This is a genomic window from Streptacidiphilus sp. EB103A (genome assembly GCF_041261405.1).
GTDB lineage: Bacteria > Actinomycetota > Actinomycetes > Streptomycetales > Streptomycetaceae > Streptacidiphilus.
Genome location: NZ_JBGCAQ010000022.1, coordinates 150,916 through 166,753 on the forward strand (window position 1 = coordinate 150,916; position 15,838 = coordinate 166,753).

Annotated in this window: 15 protein-coding genes and 1 pseudogene; 3 read left to right on the plus strand and 13 right to left on the minus strand. The window is 69.7% G+C overall.

The features are described from left to right. Positions 1-31: 31 nt before the first annotated feature. Together ABH941_RS32250 and ABH941_RS32255 are read right to left on the minus strand one after the other, a co-directional pair. A complete protein-coding gene (locus ABH941_RS32250; RefSeq protein WP_370133120.1) occupies positions 32-436 on the minus strand; it encodes a hypothetical protein in 405 nt (134 codons plus the stop codon). Positions 437-450: 14 nt separating this feature from the next. Beyond that, positions 451-3,081, minus strand: a complete 2,631-nt coding sequence (locus tag ABH941_RS32255; RefSeq protein WP_370133121.1) for an RHS repeat protein — start codon at positions 3,079-3,081, stop codon at positions 451-453. Between the two features lie 262 nt (positions 3,082-3,343). Between ABH941_RS32255 and ABH941_RS32260 the strand changes: the two genes are divergently transcribed. Next, the gene (locus ABH941_RS32260; RefSeq protein WP_370133122.1) at positions 3,344-6,106 is read left to right on the plus strand and encodes an AAA family ATPase; all 2,763 of its coding nucleotides are present in this window, start codon (positions 3,344-3,346) and stop codon (positions 6,104-6,106) included. Here the strand turns inward: ABH941_RS32260 and ABH941_RS32265 are convergent. The 5 genes and pseudogenes from ABH941_RS32265 to ABH941_RS32285 form a co-directional block, all read right to left on the minus strand. Then, on the minus strand, positions 6,043-6,573 hold the full coding sequence (locus tag ABH941_RS32265) for a 4'-phosphopantetheinyl transferase (protein ID WP_370133156.1): 531 nt from the start codon (positions 6,571-6,573) through the stop codon (positions 6,043-6,045). The genes ABH941_RS32260 and ABH941_RS32265 overlap by 64 nt on opposite strands. Positions 6,574-6,594: 21 nt before the next feature. Further along, positions 6,595-6,747 (minus strand): annotated as a pseudogene (locus ABH941_RS32270) (4'-phosphopantetheinyl transferase); the annotation flags it as partial. 65 nt (positions 6,748-6,812) lie between these two features. Then, positions 6,813-7,682 carry a metallophosphoesterase gene (locus tag ABH941_RS32275; protein WP_370133123.1) on the minus strand — a complete coding sequence of 290 codons (870 nt, stop codon included), beginning with the start codon at positions 7,680-7,682 and terminating at the stop codon, positions 6,813-6,815. Beyond that, complete coding sequence (locus tag ABH941_RS32280; protein WP_370133124.1) at positions 7,679-8,485, minus strand: thioesterase II family protein; 807 nt, start codon at positions 8,483-8,485, stop codon at positions 7,679-7,681. The genes ABH941_RS32275 and ABH941_RS32280 overlap by 4 nt, the downstream gene beginning before the upstream one ends. 2 nt (positions 8,486-8,487) lie before the next feature. After that, on the minus strand, positions 8,488-9,189 hold the full coding sequence (locus ABH941_RS32285) for a BTAD domain-containing putative transcriptional regulator (protein ID WP_370133125.1): 702 nt from the start codon (positions 9,187-9,189) through the stop codon (positions 8,488-8,490). A gap of 175 nt (positions 9,190-9,364) precedes the next feature. Here ABH941_RS32285 and ABH941_RS32290 point away from each other — a divergent pair, with 175 nt between their 5' ends. After that, positions 9,365-9,742, plus strand: a complete 378-nt coding sequence (locus ABH941_RS32290) for a hypothetical protein (protein ID WP_370133126.1) — start codon at positions 9,365-9,367, stop codon at positions 9,740-9,742. Positions 9,743-9,938: 196 nt separating this feature from the next. After that, positions 9,939-10,475, plus strand: a complete 537-nt coding sequence (locus ABH941_RS32295; RefSeq protein ID WP_370133127.1) for an alcohol dehydrogenase catalytic domain-containing protein — start codon at positions 9,939-9,941, stop codon at positions 10,473-10,475. Between the two features lie 6 nt (positions 10,476-10,481). On the opposite strand, the gene ABH941_RS32300 is transcribed toward ABH941_RS32295, so the two are convergent. The 6 genes from ABH941_RS32300 to ABH941_RS32325 all read right to left on the minus strand — a co-directional run bounded on the left by ABH941_RS32300 (position 10,482) and on the right by ABH941_RS32325 (position 15,838). Then, positions 10,482-10,637, minus strand: coding sequence for a hypothetical protein (locus ABH941_RS32300; RefSeq protein ID WP_370133157.1), 156 nt, complete (start codon positions 10,635-10,637; stop codon positions 10,482-10,484). A gap of 513 nt (positions 10,638-11,150) precedes the next feature. After that, on the minus strand, positions 11,151-12,455 hold the full coding sequence (locus tag ABH941_RS32305; protein ID WP_370133128.1) for a tyrosine-type recombinase/integrase: 1,305 nt from the start codon (positions 12,453-12,455) through the stop codon (positions 11,151-11,153). Continuing rightward, positions 12,455-12,652: a helix-turn-helix domain-containing protein gene (locus ABH941_RS32310; RefSeq protein WP_370133129.1), complete on the minus strand. Its 198-nt coding sequence runs from the start codon at positions 12,650-12,652 to the stop codon at positions 12,455-12,457. Before ABH941_RS32310 ends, ABH941_RS32305 begins: the two co-directional genes overlap by 1 nt. A 387-nt stretch (positions 12,653-13,039) precedes the next feature. Further along, entirely contained in the window at positions 13,040-14,515 is a 1,476-nt protein-coding gene (locus ABH941_RS32315; protein ID WP_370133130.1) for an ATP-binding protein, read from the minus strand. A gap of 2 nt (positions 14,516-14,517) precedes the next feature. Continuing rightward, positions 14,518-15,429, minus strand: coding sequence for a bifunctional DNA primase/polymerase (locus ABH941_RS32320; protein WP_370133131.1), 912 nt, complete (start codon positions 15,427-15,429; stop codon positions 14,518-14,520). 118 nt (positions 15,430-15,547) lie between these two features. Beyond that, positions 15,548-15,838: a hypothetical protein gene (locus tag ABH941_RS32325; protein WP_370133132.1), complete on the minus strand. Its 291-nt coding sequence runs from the start codon at positions 15,836-15,838 to the stop codon at positions 15,548-15,550.

Genomic DNA, 15,838 nt, shown 5'->3' on the forward strand with positions numbered 1-15,838 from the left:
CCTTCTGCAACGATGTCGACCGGCGGGTCGGTCAGTCCGAGAGCAGGATGCGAGCCTCGGCGGAGGCCCGGACGCCGGTCATCCGCCAGCTGCGGAAACCTGTCAGACCCTGATAGCGGCCACCGGTGCCGGTCGCCGGATAGAAGACCCACTCGCTGGTCCGCACGTCATTGAAGTCGGCCCAGCCCTCAGCGTGGATGGTGCCGTCGGCCAGGGCGAGGTCCTCGGTGTAGTAGGTCAGCAGACCACCGTCGCCGGGCCGGACGTACTGGATCCGGAACGAGCCGTGGGAGGTGCCGATCAGGTTGCCGTCCTCGTCGTACAGCTCGTCGTCGAAGGTGCCGGTCTGGCCGATCTGTGGGTCGGCGACCTCGACGTCGTCGACCACCTTGACCACGATCTCCTTGGGGACGCGGAGCACGATCTGGTTCGTCATGGGGTGGTTCCCTCTCAGTGCGATCGGATGGTTCGGTTGCGCGGCTCGGCGATCAGCGGTCGCCGGTCGGGGGCCAGGCCCGGGGCTGTGAGGTCGAAGGTCACGGGCTGCGGTGGGGGCCGCAGCTGCGATCGCGGGTGCGGGAAGAACCGTTCGACGGCCTCCTCCGGTGCATGGACCAGCACCGACCAGAAGTCGTGCCGGGTCGGGGTGCCGCTGTTCAGCGGGTCGTTGTCGGAGAACGTGTACGGCGCGTACTGCTGTCCGGTCGGGTCGGGCTGGGTGAATCGTCCCCAGAACCCGTTGTAGAGGTGGTGGTCCAGCACATGGGCGCTGCGCAGCAACTGGTACGCGCCCCGATAGCGGAACGGGTTGGCCGCTGCCGCCGGGCCGGAGGCGGTCACCGCCCCGTGCGGGGTGTAGCGGTAGCGGGCAGCCGGATGCCCGAACTCGTCGATCAGCGCCAGCACCGACCCCTGCTGGTCCGTCACGGTCCAGAAGTGCTGTCCGTCTGCGGTGACCACAGCGAGCAGCGTCCCGTCCGGGGTGCGAACGGCGTCGGTGGGCACGCCGTCGTCCACGACCCGGGTGACGCCCAGTGGCCCGTATGTCAGCACATGGGTGACTGTGCGTCCGTCCAGCGCGGTCTCGGTGATCCGGCGCGGGGCCTCCTGCCCCAGGCCGTCGTAGCCGACGTCGACCACTGTCGCGCCGCCGAACACCCCGGTCAGGGTCTGATTGGTGGCGCTGTAGCGGAACGACCCGGTCGGATTGGTCTCCTCCACGAAGTTCCCGGCACCGTCGTACTCGAACGTGGTCTCCCCGAATCGGGTCACCTCACCGGCCGCCCCTAGAACGAAGCGGACGGAGCCGAGCCGGACCAGATGCTGTGCGGCGTCGTAGGCGTACTCGGTGTCCCCGGCGCGCACCAGTCGCTTGAGACCGTCGTACGCGTAATCGGTCGACTGCCCGTCAGCGACGGTCGTGCACAGCACATCACTGTCGGCGCCATCGGTGCGGTAGTCGTACCCGACGGACAGCAGCACCTCGCCCCCCGGGCCGTGCACGGTCAGTGACGTCCGGCGGCCGGCCGCGTCATAGGTCATGGTCTGGGTGGCGACACCGAGCTCAATGGTGGTCGGCCGTCCAGCGGCGTCATGGGCCAGGCGGGCGGTCTGTCCGGACGGCGCGGTCACCGAGGCAGTGCGGCCGGCCGCGTCGTAGCCGTAGCGGGTGATGCCGCCGGCCGTGGTCAGCGAGGTGAGCGCCCCCTCGGCGTCGTAGCCGCAGCGGACCTCCTCGCGCTCGCCCCGCTCGGTGCGGACGGCTGCCTCGAGTCGGCTGCCGCGCGCGGAGTCGGTCCAGCTGAAGTCGTAGCTCCAGCCCGGACCGGCCTTGCGGACCACCTTTCCCAGTGGATCACGTATCAGGGTGAGCAGCACCTCACCCGAATCCTCGTCAGTGACCTCCGCAAGCCGGCCGGCCGGGTCCCGGCGGTAGCTGGTACGGCGGCCGTTTCCGCTGGTCACGCCAGTGACACGGGACAGTCCGTCGTAGCGGTACGAAGTGCGGCCGAGCGGCTGTGGCGGCGTGACGCCGATCAGGTCGCCGTACTCGTCGTAGGCGAAGACGGTGGTGTGGCCGTTACCGTCGGTGAAGGCGGAGAGCCTGCCGTGGCAGGGATGGTAGTCACGACGGTCGAGGTCGCCGTCGCGTCCTGCCGCGCCGGTCCGTATCAGCCGCCCCTGCCGGTCGTACACCAGCCGCAGCTCACGACCGGCCGGGTCGCGCAGTACGGTGGGCAGCCGGGGGTTGGCCGGGTCGGCGTACTCCGCGGTGGAGCGCGCGGAGGTCGGCAGGCGCAGTGCCACCAGCCGTTCCGCGACGTCGTACTCGTATGCGGTCCGGTGGCCGGTTGCGTCGGTGACCGCCACCAGCAGTCCGGCCGGGTCCCACTCCTGACGGCGCACCTGGCCGAGCGGATCCGTCTCGGAGACCGGCAGCCCCCGCTTGTCGAAGCCGTACTCGGTGGTTCGCCCGGCCGCATCGGTCACCGCCGTACTCCCCGGCCGGTACGAGAAAGCGGTATGCGACAACCGGCCCTGGCTGCTGCGAACGACCCGCGACACGGCGCCTGACGAATCGTAGGAGAGCGTGACCACGCCGCCGGCTGCGTCGGTGATCCCGGTGAGCCTGCCATCGTCATCCCAACTGAACCCGGTGTGCTGCCCGGTGGCGTCCCGGTGGCGCACCGGACGGCCGCCGGCGTCGTAGCCCAGCTCGGCAGCGCGCGCACCGAGCGGGTCCACAATGACGGTGACCAGGCCGCGATGGTCCCGCTGCAAGGCGATCACCCGGCCCCGGGGATCTATGAGCGCGGAGGGCCCGACGGAGAAGGCGGGGTCGGCGGACAACATCCAGCCCGCACCGAAGCTCCCCTGCACCGGGTGGTCTGAATCGGCCGCTTCCTCCCGCCGACCCCGGTGCTCACGCCCGAGGCGTAGCTCACGGCCGGCCTGGTGGATCACCAAGTCCTGCTGGTACAGCACCAGTTCGCCGGTGGCAAGCTCCACTGTCAGCGTTGTCGCGGCGCCGACAGGGAAGTGCCGGACCGCGCGGCGGTCGTCGTCCCGGGGAATCGGCACGGGGAGTCTCCTCGTTCTGCTGGGCGGAGCGCCAGGCTCACCCGGGCCTCTAAAGCAGGTCTTAAGACGTGCGGCCTGTTCTACACTCCGGCCCGGTGTGAGGTTTCCCATGCCTCGTTTGATTCCAGCGGCGTGAAATCCTCGTGACAGGCTGCATGATCCGTACAGGAATCACCTATCCTTTCGGGACGGTACATGCTCAGCGCGCCTTCTCAATGTGATCACCTCAGACGAGACCTGGAGACGAGGAGGCCTACGGGAGATGGCTGTCGCCACTGTCGCCACGTCCGCTGCGACCGGCATGTCCGGCCCGCACACCGCGGTTCGTAGCTCGGAGTTGAATCGCGCCGTCAGAGCGTTCCGGGGGGTGGGCGAGGGACGCGGCGCGGTCGTGGAGCTCACCGGGGAACCCGGCAGCGGAAAGACCTGGCTACTCACCGCCCTGGCCCGGGAGGCGGAGCGCCAGGGCGTGACAGTGTTGCGCGGACGCGGCTCGGAGGGCTGCTCGACCGTTCCGTTCTACCCGTTCATCGAGGCGTTCAGCACCTGGCAACCCAACGGACCCGTGAGCGGGGCCGGCACCTGGTCGGCGGACCTGATCCGTACTCTCGCCAACGCGCCCGCGGACACGGGCGCCGACGGGTTCACCCGCCGTTGCCACTTCTTCGCCGAACTCCGCAGGCAGCTCGTCGGCTGCCTGGAAGCCGCACCCGGCGGTCTGCTGCTGCTGCTCGACGACTTCCACTGGGCCGACCCAGGTTCGGTGGAGGTCCTCGACATGCTGGTGCGGCGCCCTTTGGACGCTGCGCTGTCGCTGGCGGTGGCGTACCGGCCGCGTCAGGCACCGGTAGCGCTGCGGGCCGCGATCCAGCAGGGAGCCGAGTCGGGAACCGTCGAGGCCCTGTGCCTCGGCCCGCTCACGTTGCACCAGAGCGCCCACCTGCTCGGCGTCCACCCCAGCACCCCGGGGCTGGCGGAGCTGCACCAGCAGAGTGAGGGCAGCCCGCTCTATCTCGGAGCGCTCGCGGAGGCCGACGACACGGCGGGCGACTCCCCGGACCGCTGGGCCCGAAGCGGTCTCGGCGCCCGCCTGTTGGCGGAGACCGCCGCGCTCAACCAGGACCAGCGCCGGGCCGCCCATGCTGCCGCCGTACTGGGTCATACCTTCAGCGTCGACGCGGTCGCCGCCGTCGCGCTGCTCGGCCGGGACGACGCCTGCCGGGCCCTGGGGCAGCTGATTCAGCGCGACCTGGTCCGCAGCGAGACCGGCGGTCTCGTGGCGTTCCGCCATCCGCTGCTGGGCGCCTGCCTGTACGGGGAGGCCGACTCCTGCTGGCGGGCGGGCGCCCACCGTCGCGCGCTGGCCCATCTCGCCGCCCTGGGCTCGCCGCCGTTGGAACTCGCCCCGCACGCCGAACGGTCCGGGGACCAGAACCGGCCGTCCGACGGAGTCGTCTTCATGGCTGCGGCCGAGGCTGCCCGGCTGGCCGGTCAACTGCCCACTTCCGTCCGCTGGCTCACGGCGGCCCTGCGCTCCAGGCGCACCGCAGGCGACGCCGAGGGCGCGGTCCCGGTGGGACCCGACGCCTGGAAGCCGGTGGTCCGGGCGCTCGCCGCCGCCGGTGACATCCTGCGGATCCGGGCCCTGGCCCGCGAGATCCTGGCCACCCCGGGCACCGACGGCCCGGACCACGCCTCCGCCGTGGTGTTCCTCGCCACGGTCGAGGCGACCCTGGGCCATGTCGACGAGGCACAGTCGCTGATCGCCACGGAGCTGGACCGCAGCCGCGACGCCGACCCGGCGGTCGAGGCGCTGCTCCATCTGCAGTACCAACTGGTGAAGGTGCTGGCCGGCAGTGTTCCCGCGCGCGCCGACGTCGAAGCCCTGGTGCGGCAGAACGAGCACGCCGACCCGGTCACCCGCGCCGGAGTGGCGGCACTGCGCGCCCTGTGCGCGGTGATTGTCGCCGACGCCTGCGCAGCGTCGCAGGCCCTTGACGAGGCCGACAGCTCCCTGGCCGAAATCTCCGCACAGGGGAGCGACGGCACCGGCCCGGAGGCCTGCTACCTGCTCATGCTGGGTTGGGCGGAAGGACTGATGGGTCGCTATCAGGGGGGCCACGCTCATGTGTCACGCGCCCTGGGCGCAGCCCGCGAGAACGGTGACGCCCATCTGCTCCCGCCGCTGCTGGTCACCCTCAGCTTCATCGCCTACCAGTCGGGACGTACTGCGGAGGCGATCGAGGCCGCGCAGGAGGCCGGGACCACCGCATTGGCGGCCGGCCGGGCCGACCATGCCGTCTTCGCCCAGGCGGTCGCCACCGCGGCCTGGGTGCAGTTGGGCCGTTCGCCCTCGTCTGGGTGGGCTCTGCCGGACGGTGTGCTCGCCGACGTCCCGCGCACCACGCTCACCGTGCTGCTCCTCGCCGAGGCGGCGATGGCGGCGGGCGACGGGGAGGCCACTATGGAGCTGCTGCTGCCGGAGCGCGAGGCCTGGCGAGTCAGCGAACCGGTACCGGTGTTCGGAGCCCGCGTCTATGAACTCCTGGCCGCCGCATCGGCACTGATGGGGGAGGACCCCACGCCATGGGCGGAGCGCGCAGTCGACGCCGCTGCCAGCGTCGGACTGTCCGAGCAGGGCGGCCACGCGCTGCTTGCCCGGGGCCATGTACTGGGGAGCAGGCTACGGACGGCCGAGGCTGCTCGCTGCTACGACGATGCCTTCGAACTGCTCGGCGACGGTCCTTCCGGGAACCGGGCGCGTGATCTCGCCCGCTCCGCGAGGTCAGCCGGGCCAGGTCAGTCGGAGGCACAGACGCAGAGCGGCGCCGCGCCCCTGGTCGAGCTGACCCTGCGTGAGCGGGAGGTCGCCCGATTGGCGGGGCAGGGGCTGAAGACGAAGGAGATCGCCGAGCGGCTGCACGTCAGCCCGCGCACGGTGGACGCTCATCTCTCCCGGATCTACCACAAGTTGGGGGTGAACTCGCGAGTCGCCCTGGTCCGGTTGGTGACGTCGGGAGACTGAGACGCGCAGGCGGCGGACACCGGCGCGGGTACGGCGACAGCGGTGCCGAGCAGCCCGTTGCCCGCCGCCCACCGCCCACGGAACGCCCGCAACTCTCGGCCGCCCACCGCCGGGCCCGGGACCAGGAGCTCCGCCTCGAAGCTCCCGCCCAAGAGGTGGTCGGCGACGTGGGCGACGGTGCCGCCGTCGAAGGTGATGTCCGCCTCGTGGAATTCGAGCAGAGCGCGGGTCAGCGGGAACCATGCCTTGTAGACCGCTTCCTTGGCGCTGAACAGCAGCCGGTCCCAGTTGAGGCGGTGGTCGGTCGCCCGCAGCAGCGCCTGTATCCGCTCGCCCTCCTCGGGTAGCGCGATGACCTCCAGCATGTCCGGTGGCAGCGGCTGGTCGGGCTCGGCGTCGATACCCAGCGAGGCGAGGTCGCGATCACGGGCGACCGCTGCAGCCCGGTAGCCCGCGCAATGCGTCATACTTCCCACAACGTTGTCGGGCCAGGTCGGCTCGCCCTTTGCGCCTGGCACCAAAGGCCGGTACGCGAAGCCGAGTCGGTCGAGTGCCTGTCGTGCACAGTGGCGCACCGTGGCGAACTCGCGACGGCGTGACTCCACAGCGAGCGCCACCGCCGCTTCCTCGTCCGGATGCATTCGGGCCTCGGGGGCATCGCCGAACACCTCGGCCGAGGCTGCCAGTCGCGGTACCAACTCCCGGATCACAAAGGCACCTCAACGGCGGCTGCGGCGGCGGCGAGGCCCGGCAGGATGCGGCGCAGTCCGCCGGGCGCATCGCCGCGCCGCCGCCACTCGCGTGGATAGCCGATCGAGACCTCCTCGAAGCGGACGCCGTCGTGCCAGGTGGTCCTGGGGATGTGCAAATGCCCGTAGACCACGGCTTCGGCCCGGAACCGGACGTGCCAGTCGCCGGTCGCCTCGGTGCCGCACCAGGCCGCGAACTCCGGGTAGCGCAGCACCCTGGTCGGTTCACGCACCAGCGGAAAGTGGTTCACCAGCACGGTCCGCTCGGTCGCCCCGAGCGCGTTGAGCCGCCGCTCGGTCTCGGTGAGCCGGGCTCGGCACCAGGCGTCCGGAGAGGGATGGGGGTCGGGGTGCAGCAGCACCTCGTCGGTCGGCACTATGCCTTTCTCATAGGCCAGGGCGAGCGCTTCGTCCTTGGAGTGCGCTCCTGGCGGCCGGAAGGTGTAGTCGTAGAGCAGGAACAGCGGCACGACGGTCAGCGGACCGGTGGGTCCGTGCCAGACCGGATAGGGATCCTCGGGCGTCACCACGCCCAACTCCCGGCAGATGTCCACGAGATGGCGGTAGCGCCGCTCACCGCGCAGCGTGACCGGGTCCCGTCCGTGCGTCCACAGCTCATGGTTGCCAGGCACCCAGACCACCCTGGCGAAGCGTCTGCTCAGGGTTCGCAGCGCCCATTCGATGTCCGAGACGATCTCGCCGACGTCCCCGGCGACCAGCAGCCAGTCCTCGTCGTGCTCCGGACGCAGGCCCTCCAGTACGGTGCGGTTCTCGGCGAAGGCCACATGGAGATCGCTGACCGCCAGCAGACTTCCCGAAGCGTTCACGCCCGCCCGCCGTTCTCGGGTGCCGCCGCCGCCGCCGCCGCTGCCGCTGCCGCGTACCGCGGGAGCAGCTGCGCCACCAGATCCGCCACGACCGGCAACTGCTCCCTCACGAAGAAGTGCCCACCAGGGAGGACCCGTAGCTCGAAGCTGCCGGTGGTGTGCTGTCGCCATGCCTCCACGTCGGCGACCGACGCCTCGGTGTCGGCATCGCCGGCCAACGCCACCACCGGGACGGACAACGCGGCGCCCGGCGTTCCCTGGTAGCTCCCGATGGCTCGGTAGTCTGCGCGCACTACGGGCAGGATCAGTCGCAGCATCTCCTGGTCCTCCAGCATTGCGCCCCCGGTCCCGCCGAGGGCACGCAATCTGTCAATCAACGCCTGGTCATCGCACAGTACTTCGTCAGCGGAACGCGTTCGGGAGGGCGCCCGGCGCCCGGAGATGAAGACCGCCACAGGGCCGCCCCCGCCAGGGGAACCCGACAGCCGCACCGCCACTTCGTACGCCAGTGAGGCACCCATGCTGTGGCCCAGGAACGCGCGCGGCCTGGTGCTTTCACCTGACAGGGCGTCAGCGATCAGGTCGGCGAGCCGGTGCAGGTCGTCGACTGGCTTCTCCCGGTACCGGTCCTGCCGGCCCGGGTACTGGACCGCGAGCACGTCGACGGTGGAGGCCAGCCGGGAGGCGAGCGGGAACCAGAACGCGGCGGAACCGCCCGCATGCGGGAAGCACACCAGTTCGGTGCTGGACGCGGGGCTCGGACGGAACCGGCGGACCCAGAGGTCGTGTGTGGAGGTCGGCACCGTCAGCTCGCCGCTGGGAGATCGAGCAGCCGGTCCGAGGTCAGAATCGCCCGGTGCAGTCGGCGCAGCGAACGGCAGGGCTCCAGGCCCAGTTCGGCCCGAAGCACGCGCTGCGCGGAATGGTAGACCTGCAGTGCTTCCGCCTGCCGCTCCGAGCGGTAGAGCACCAGCATCAACTGCCGGTAGAAGGACTCGCGTAGCGGATACTGGGCGGTGAGCGAACCGAGCAGGCTGATCACCTCACGGTGCCGCCCCAACTCGGTATGCGCTTCCACTGACAGTTCCAGACAGGCCAGCCGCTCCTCCTCGACCCAGGCGGCGAAGGACGCCAGCACCGGTCCCTCCGCGGTCGTCTCCAACACCGGGCCGCGGACCAGTGACTGAGCTTGGTCGAACGCCTCCAGCGCCTGCTCGTGCCGCCCGGCGAGTTGGTGCGCACGTCCGATCCTCATCGCCTGCTGGAACTCGGCCACGTCGTACTCGGCATCGTCGAGAAGCAGCAGGTAGCCCGCCGGCTTAGTGATCACGGCCTGTCCGTCGAGGTCGTCCGCGGCCGAAAGGAACCGGCGCAACTGCGAGATGTAGACATGGACGGCGGCGGTGGCACGCCTCGGCGGACGGTCGCCCCACAGCTCCGTGATCAGCTGTTCCTTCGTAGTCACCCGACCGGCGCTGACCAGCAGCGTGGCAAGGGTTATCTCCATTTTGGGAGCGCTCAGCGAATGGCTCCCCCGGTTGCTTGACACCCGTAGGGACCCGAGTAGTTCGTAACGCATCGACACCTCAGGCAGATAGGGAACGCGATTCCGTCTCCGGTACACCCACTCTCATGCTCGAACCCCTGTGCGCACATCGGTGAAACTACCTAAGCATTGGGGAATGGCCGAAATCCTGCGCCCCGGCCCCGTCACGGGACTGCACGTGGTGGTGCGCCACCGCTCGGCGAATCCGGGAGTAGGGCTGCTGGTCCTCCCGCTGTGCCCCGGGTACGGGGGCGGGCTGACCACCTACCGCTTCGAGACCTCCCTCGACGCCGCTGCACCGTCGGTTCTCCCCCTGGACCCCGGCACGGGTCGGGTCATCCCTGGGAAGACCCGATTTCCCCTGACACTCTCGCCGACCGATGTGGACGTCGTGTTGGTGACGTTCGACGACGCGCACTGCGCCTGCACTTTTGACCTCGACCCAACCTGGACGATCCGGGGAAAGACCGGGCACACCCTCGCCCTGGCGCCGATGCCGAGCCTGGCCGGCTGACCTCGGAAGTCCGCGGACACGGCCGGGGCCCGGGCCCGATGCGGTTCTCGCGCTCGTGCGGCCCGGACAACCCGGTGGGCGGCCGCACGACCCCGACGCGGGGGACCGGAGCCCACTCCTTCCGAGTTGCGCGATCCAAAGAGCCCTCGGTCACACCCGGCCCTCATGGGCCACCCGACACCTTGTGGAGCAAGACATGAACCGACAGGCACGAGCCGTGCGATTCGACCGGTACGGCGACCACGACGTGCTGTATGTCAACGAAGTCCCGATGCCTGACCCTGGGCCCGGGGAAGTCGTCGTCGAAGTCCGCGCCGCCGCGATCAACCCGTTCGACACGGTGATCCGCTCCGGAGTGGTCCGGGAGCTGTTCCCCGCGACGTTCCCGTCCGGTCGGGGCAGTGACCTCGCCGGGGTCGTCGTTGCCGCTGGTGCGGGAGTTGAGTGGCCCGTCATGGGTGACGAGGTACTGGGCTGGACGCCCGGCCCGTCGGCGCAGGCCACGCATGCGACCGTCCCAGTCGCGCAGTTGGTGGCCAAGCCGTCCCGACTGAGCTGGGAGGCGGCGGGTTCCCTGCACATGGTCGGCAGCATGGCCTACGCAGCCCTTCGCGCCCCAACCCGGAGAGACCGTCGCCGTGTCCGCCGCCGCAGGCGGGGTCGGCACCTTCCTGGTGCGGATGCTCGCAGCCCAGGGCGGGGTCTGTCCAGCGAGTGGTGGGAAGTTGATTGATGGGGTTCAGCGGCGGGCGGCGGAGAGCCGTCCGTCGAAGGCGATGTCGAAGGCGTTGAGTGCGGCCTTCCAGCGGATAGCCCAGCGTTTGCGGCCCGTTCCGGTCGGGTCCAGGCTCATGACCGCCTCGGCGATCTCGGTCTCATTCGTCACGTTAGTCATCAACTAGCGCTTCCTGTCCGGGACTTCCCACCCTTCACCGTACAGACCCCAGGGAGCCAGTTGCTTCAGGTAGCCGCCGACATTCGTCCTGGCTGGAACGTAACCATCCGCGGCACTCAGCTGGGCAATCGGTCGGCCGTCTTTACCAGGCGTGAAGGCAGCAAGGTCGTCGAGCAATACAGGTTCGCCGCGGTCTAGCTACTGCCCCCTGACGATGGCTATGGGAGGCCGGCAGGCTGGTTGCGTTCGGCGGGAGGGTCCCAGTAGCAGTGGCCGGAGGCATGGGGGAGTTGGGAGCAACCCGTGCCGAACTGCGCCCAGTGTGCCGTGACCGGTGTCGAACGGTTGGGAGCGGGCGCCGGAGGGTGCTGAGGCTCGTGGCGAAAGAGTGGCATGACGCCATTGCTGGGGGTCAGGGGGTCGCAGGTTCAAATCCTGTCGTCCCGACAGAGGTCAAGGGCCCGGAGACATCGTCTCCGGGCCCTTTGACAACAACGGCTGACAACAACCCCCTCACTCAGCGCCGGACGGCCCCGCCTGCGGCGACTGCTCCGTTGGCTTCTTCCCCTCTCCCACTTCGCTGTCCCTGCCATCGCTCAAGGCAGCGTCCATGCGGGTGGCTGCGTCGCGCAGAGTGGTCTCCATGACGTGGGCGTAGGTGTCGAGGGTCATGCTGATGTTGCTGTGTCCAAGGGTCTCCATGATGGTCCGCACTGCCACCCCTTCCGCGAGCATGAGCGAGGCGCTTGTGTGACGCAGGTCGTGAACGCGCACCGGGCGGAGGGCGGCTCGCTTGCACAGTGCCGTGAGACTGCGGTTGATGTTACGGGGGTCCAACGGCCGGCCGGTGAGAGTTGTGAACACGAGTCCCTTGGGCTGTGATTCCAAGGGTTGCCAGTCCATGCCTGCTTCGGCTCGTTCCTGTACCTGCTGTGCCTGGTGGCTTTGTAGCCTTACGACGCAGGAGGCGGGAAGTGCGATGGTGCGGAGCGAGCGCATCGTCTTCGGAGTGCCGAAGACAAGCGCCCCGTTGATCCGCTGGAGATTTCGGCGCACTCGGAGTTGACCTGCTTTCAGGTCGATGTCCGCCCACGTCAGGGCAAGCACCTCGCCACGCCGCAGGCCGGTGGAGACGAGCAGCAGCCACAGGGCGTATAGGCGGTCCTGCCGGGCGGCGCGGAGGAGCGAGCGGGCATCCTGTGGAGTCAAGGGCTGAACCTCCTTGTGGGGCACCGTGGGTGTTTCCACCAGGCGGGCCACGTTGCGGGCGAGCAGTTCCTCGCGGACTGCGTTCTGTAGGGCGGAGCGGAGTACCGCGTGGGCGTATTGGACCGTGCGGGGGGAGGGGTTGCGCTGGCAGCAATTGCCCATCGAGCAGCAGGCTCGGCGCGCTTCGGGTCGCTTTCGGTCAAGTCCGCGTGCGCAGCAGAGGCACATGTTGCGGAAGTCCGTCATGGCTGCGCGGATGTCAGTTGGCGTCAGGCGGTTGAGCGGCCGCTTGCCGAGTGCCGGGATGAGGTAGACGCGCACGACTCCCTCGTAGCTGGCAAGGGTCTTGGCCTTGTACCGGTTGGGCGCGACAGTGCCGATCCAGTAGTCGAGGTACTTGCTCAGGGCCATGTTCGAGGTGACGGCGGGGATGCCCTGGCGTGTCTTCTCCTGCATCTCGGTGAGCTTGTCGGCCACCTCGGCACGGGTCTTGCCGTAGACCCATTTACGGGTGCGGGTGCCGTCCGGGCAGAAGACGTAAGCGGCGGCGACGTATCGCCCGTCGGCTCGCTTGGCGATGGTGCCTTCTCCGTTGGCGCGTCTTGCCATCAGCGGTTCTCCTCGGTCTGGTTGAGCATGTAGGCGGTGACTACCTCGGCGGCGACGCGGCGGCTGCGGCCGATCTTGAAGCTGTCGAGTTGGCGGGAGCGGAAGAGGTCGTAGACGGTGCTGCGGCTGATTCGTAGGGCGGCCATGACTTCGGGGACGGTCAGGGCTTGCGGTAGAGGCGGTGTGGCGGTGCTCACTGGCGTCTCCTTCGGAGGTGGTGGCGTGCCTGTCCTAGGTGCGGATTTCTGCGTCACCGCGTCATCTGCGTCACTCGTCGCTCTGACCTGCGGGTTTGGGTGACGCAGAGATTTTGGCCTGCGTCACCTGGTGACGCAGGCTGCGTCACGCGGTGACGCAGGTGACGCAGAATGACGCAGAGAAATCCGTCTGCGTCACGCCTGTTGCGGCAGGTCAGAGGCTGTTTTTCGGTGTCCGGTGACGCAGTGACGCAGGATTCCCTCTCTTAGGACAAAAGAGAGGGCCTGAATGGGCGTTCGGGGCGCGCTCGTCTCAGCCGACAGGCAAGAGGAGCACTCCCCGGCGGCGCGGGTGCTCCTCTTGTCTTCCTTGATGTGGTGCGCCGGTCAGGTCAGCGGGTTCTGCTGGTGGCGCGGTGGTGCCGGCTGCCGGGTCATGGCGATATAGCGAGCCTCCCGCTCCCGGCCCCAGTCGATCAGGACGTTGCGGGCGGTCAGGGTCGGTTGGAGGCGTTTGAGGCGGTCGGAGAGGACCTTTCCCGTGGTGGGCCAGCCCTTGGGCAGGGGGCGGCATTCGTCCCCGCTGTACAGGCCGGTGAGGCAGTGCAGCCATTCGGAGGACGTCATCCGCGCCTCCGCTCCCGGAGTGAGGGTGGCGGCGTGCTTGAGGACGGTCTGTGCGAGCAGGTCTCCTTCGATGACGTCGTCGTTCAGGTCGTCCAGGCTGGTCCGGTAGGCGTTGAGCGTTGCCAGGCCGGTGGCTGCGTCGAGTTGCGCGCAGAGGTGGGCGAAGTCGGCCATGCGCAGGTCGGTGGGGATGTCGGCGTCGGCTGCCCGGACCTGGACCGTGAGGTCGAGCAGGGAGCCGAGGATGACCGGAAGGGCCTGTTCGAACTCCGTCCACAGTTCGGCCTCCGTGCGCCGGACGTGGGGGCGTTCCAGGCGGAGCGGTAGGAGGCGTTCGGCGAGGTCGGGGCGGATGACGCCGACGTCGATGCCGGTCAGGAGGAGGGGGCGGCGGTAGCGGGCGCGGACGACGTCGCCGTCGGTGTACAGGGCGCGTTTGATGGTCTCGGCTCCGGTGACGATGCAGCACATCAGGTCGGACAGGTCCGGGGCCAGGTGGGACAGGTTGTCCAGGGCGGTGACCCATCCGGCGGCGACGGCCGCGATCAGGTTCTCCTCATCCTTCGGAGCGCGGCGCAGGTCCCCGCTCATGCCTTCGATGATCCGCACGAGCATTCGCCCTGCGGTGGACTTGCCCGCTCCTTGCGGGCCGGTGAGGAAGGGTGCGGGTACGGGCACGGATGGTCCGAGGCAGCCGATCAGCCAGGCGATGGCCAGGGACTCGGTGTCCGCGTTGGCGAAGTTGCACAGCCGCAGCAGCAGGTCGACGCCCTTGCCGTCGGTGTCTTTGGCCGGCAGCGGCAGTTCCCCGGTGAGCTGGGTGCGTCGCCAGCACACCTCCCCGGGGTCGGGGGTGAGGATGTGCCAGCCGGTGGGGTGGATGCGGACGGACTGCCCGTCGTTGCGCCCCAGGTCGAGCCAGGTGGCTCCGTCCAGGCCCGGGGCGACGCGGATGTGGACGGGCTGGACGTGCTGGCTCATCGCCAGTGCCTCGATCAGGTCCAGTGCCTCCTTGAGGGCGGTTCCGTTGAAGACGCCGTGGCCGTCGGTGAACATGCCGACCATGAGTTCCTGCCGGTGGCTGCCCGAGGTGCCCTGTGAGCGGATCGGCCGGGCCACGGGGTGGGCGTTCTTCTGGGCGTACACGGTTCCGTCGGCGGTGCGGAAGTACCGGAAGTGCTGCTGCGCGTAGTCGGCGATGATCTGTCGGGCCGGGTTCTTCTCCTCCTCGGCCATGGCTACAGCCCCAAGCTGGTACGGGCGTTGGTCCAGGCGTCGGCGCAGTGCCGGGGCGATTCGCCCTTGGCCTGGGCGGCGGCAAACAGCCGTCCGACGTGAGCGTTGGTGAGGCAGCCGCACCGGCCGTGGGTGGACAGCACGGCCAGGAACGTCCGGTAGACGGTCGCGTGCACCGCGCTGCGGGCCTCGGTGATGCGCTGCTCGGCCATGGCGATGCCACGCTCCAGGTAGGCGGGCGTACGGTGGCGGCAGATCCCGCCCCCGACTGGCGAGGGTGCCGTGACGACCTGCGGGGCCACCCGGACCGTGGACGGCTCCTTCACGACGGCCAGGGCGCGTACGGCCTGCGGCAGGTCGGCCATGGTGCCGGTGCCGGGCCCGAGCCACCGGGCGTAGGCCATGCAGGACTTGAGGTCGACCCCGGGGCGGACCGCGTTGGCGGAGCGCATCGCGCCTCGGTAGAGCCAGTGCTCTCCGCGCGTGGTGCGCACGGTGCGGGTGGGCGGAAGGTGCTGCCGGGCCCAGGTCAGGGCGTCCGGGGTGTCCAGGTCCAGGACGGTCAGCCCGGCCCCGCCCGGGTGGTAGGCCACGGCGGCGGCCTGACGCCATGCACGGCCCCAGCCGCCGGAGGTGAGTACGCGGGTGCCGGTGGTGGCGGCAGCCCAGCCGTGGCATGGAGCGGGGCAGCGGCAGGGGCCTGCGGTTTTCATGTTGGGCCTGCCGCCGCAGGCGTTGCCCGTGCAGGTGCGGCAGTTGCCGAAGGGCACCTTGCCGACGCGCAACGGCAGCACCGGCAGCCCGCCGTCGGCCAGACGCACAGCGAGGGTGAGGAGGTCGGGGCGGGGCGAAAACCTGTCCTGGTCGCCCTCAGGGGCGGCCAGGACGGCCGTAGAGCGATCGGTTCCCTTCATAGGGTGGCGCTCCCTTCACGGCGCGAGAGGGGCCGTCAGGCCCCTCTCGCATCTCAACTGGCTTGCAAGATAGGTGAGTTGGGGTTCACCGATGGTGCACGGGGTGGTGCGCTGGCGGTCACGCGGCCCGGGTGAGCGGGCGACGGGACGCCAGGTTCATGGCGTGGATGTCGGTGTAGGAGGCGGCCATGTGGGCGTCGTGGTCCGTGTGGAACCGGTCGATCAGCGCCTTGCAGGCGGCGTAGCCGATGGCGGTTTCCGAGCGGCCGCATTTGCATACGTAGTCGGCTTCCGGCGCGGGGGCTCCGCGCCAGGTGGGGGCGTAGATGCGGATGCCGGGGCGTTCGGCGCTGGGCATCATGTCCGGGCTCGCGTTGCGCCGGCGAGCGGGGCGGGCGTTGGCGGTCAT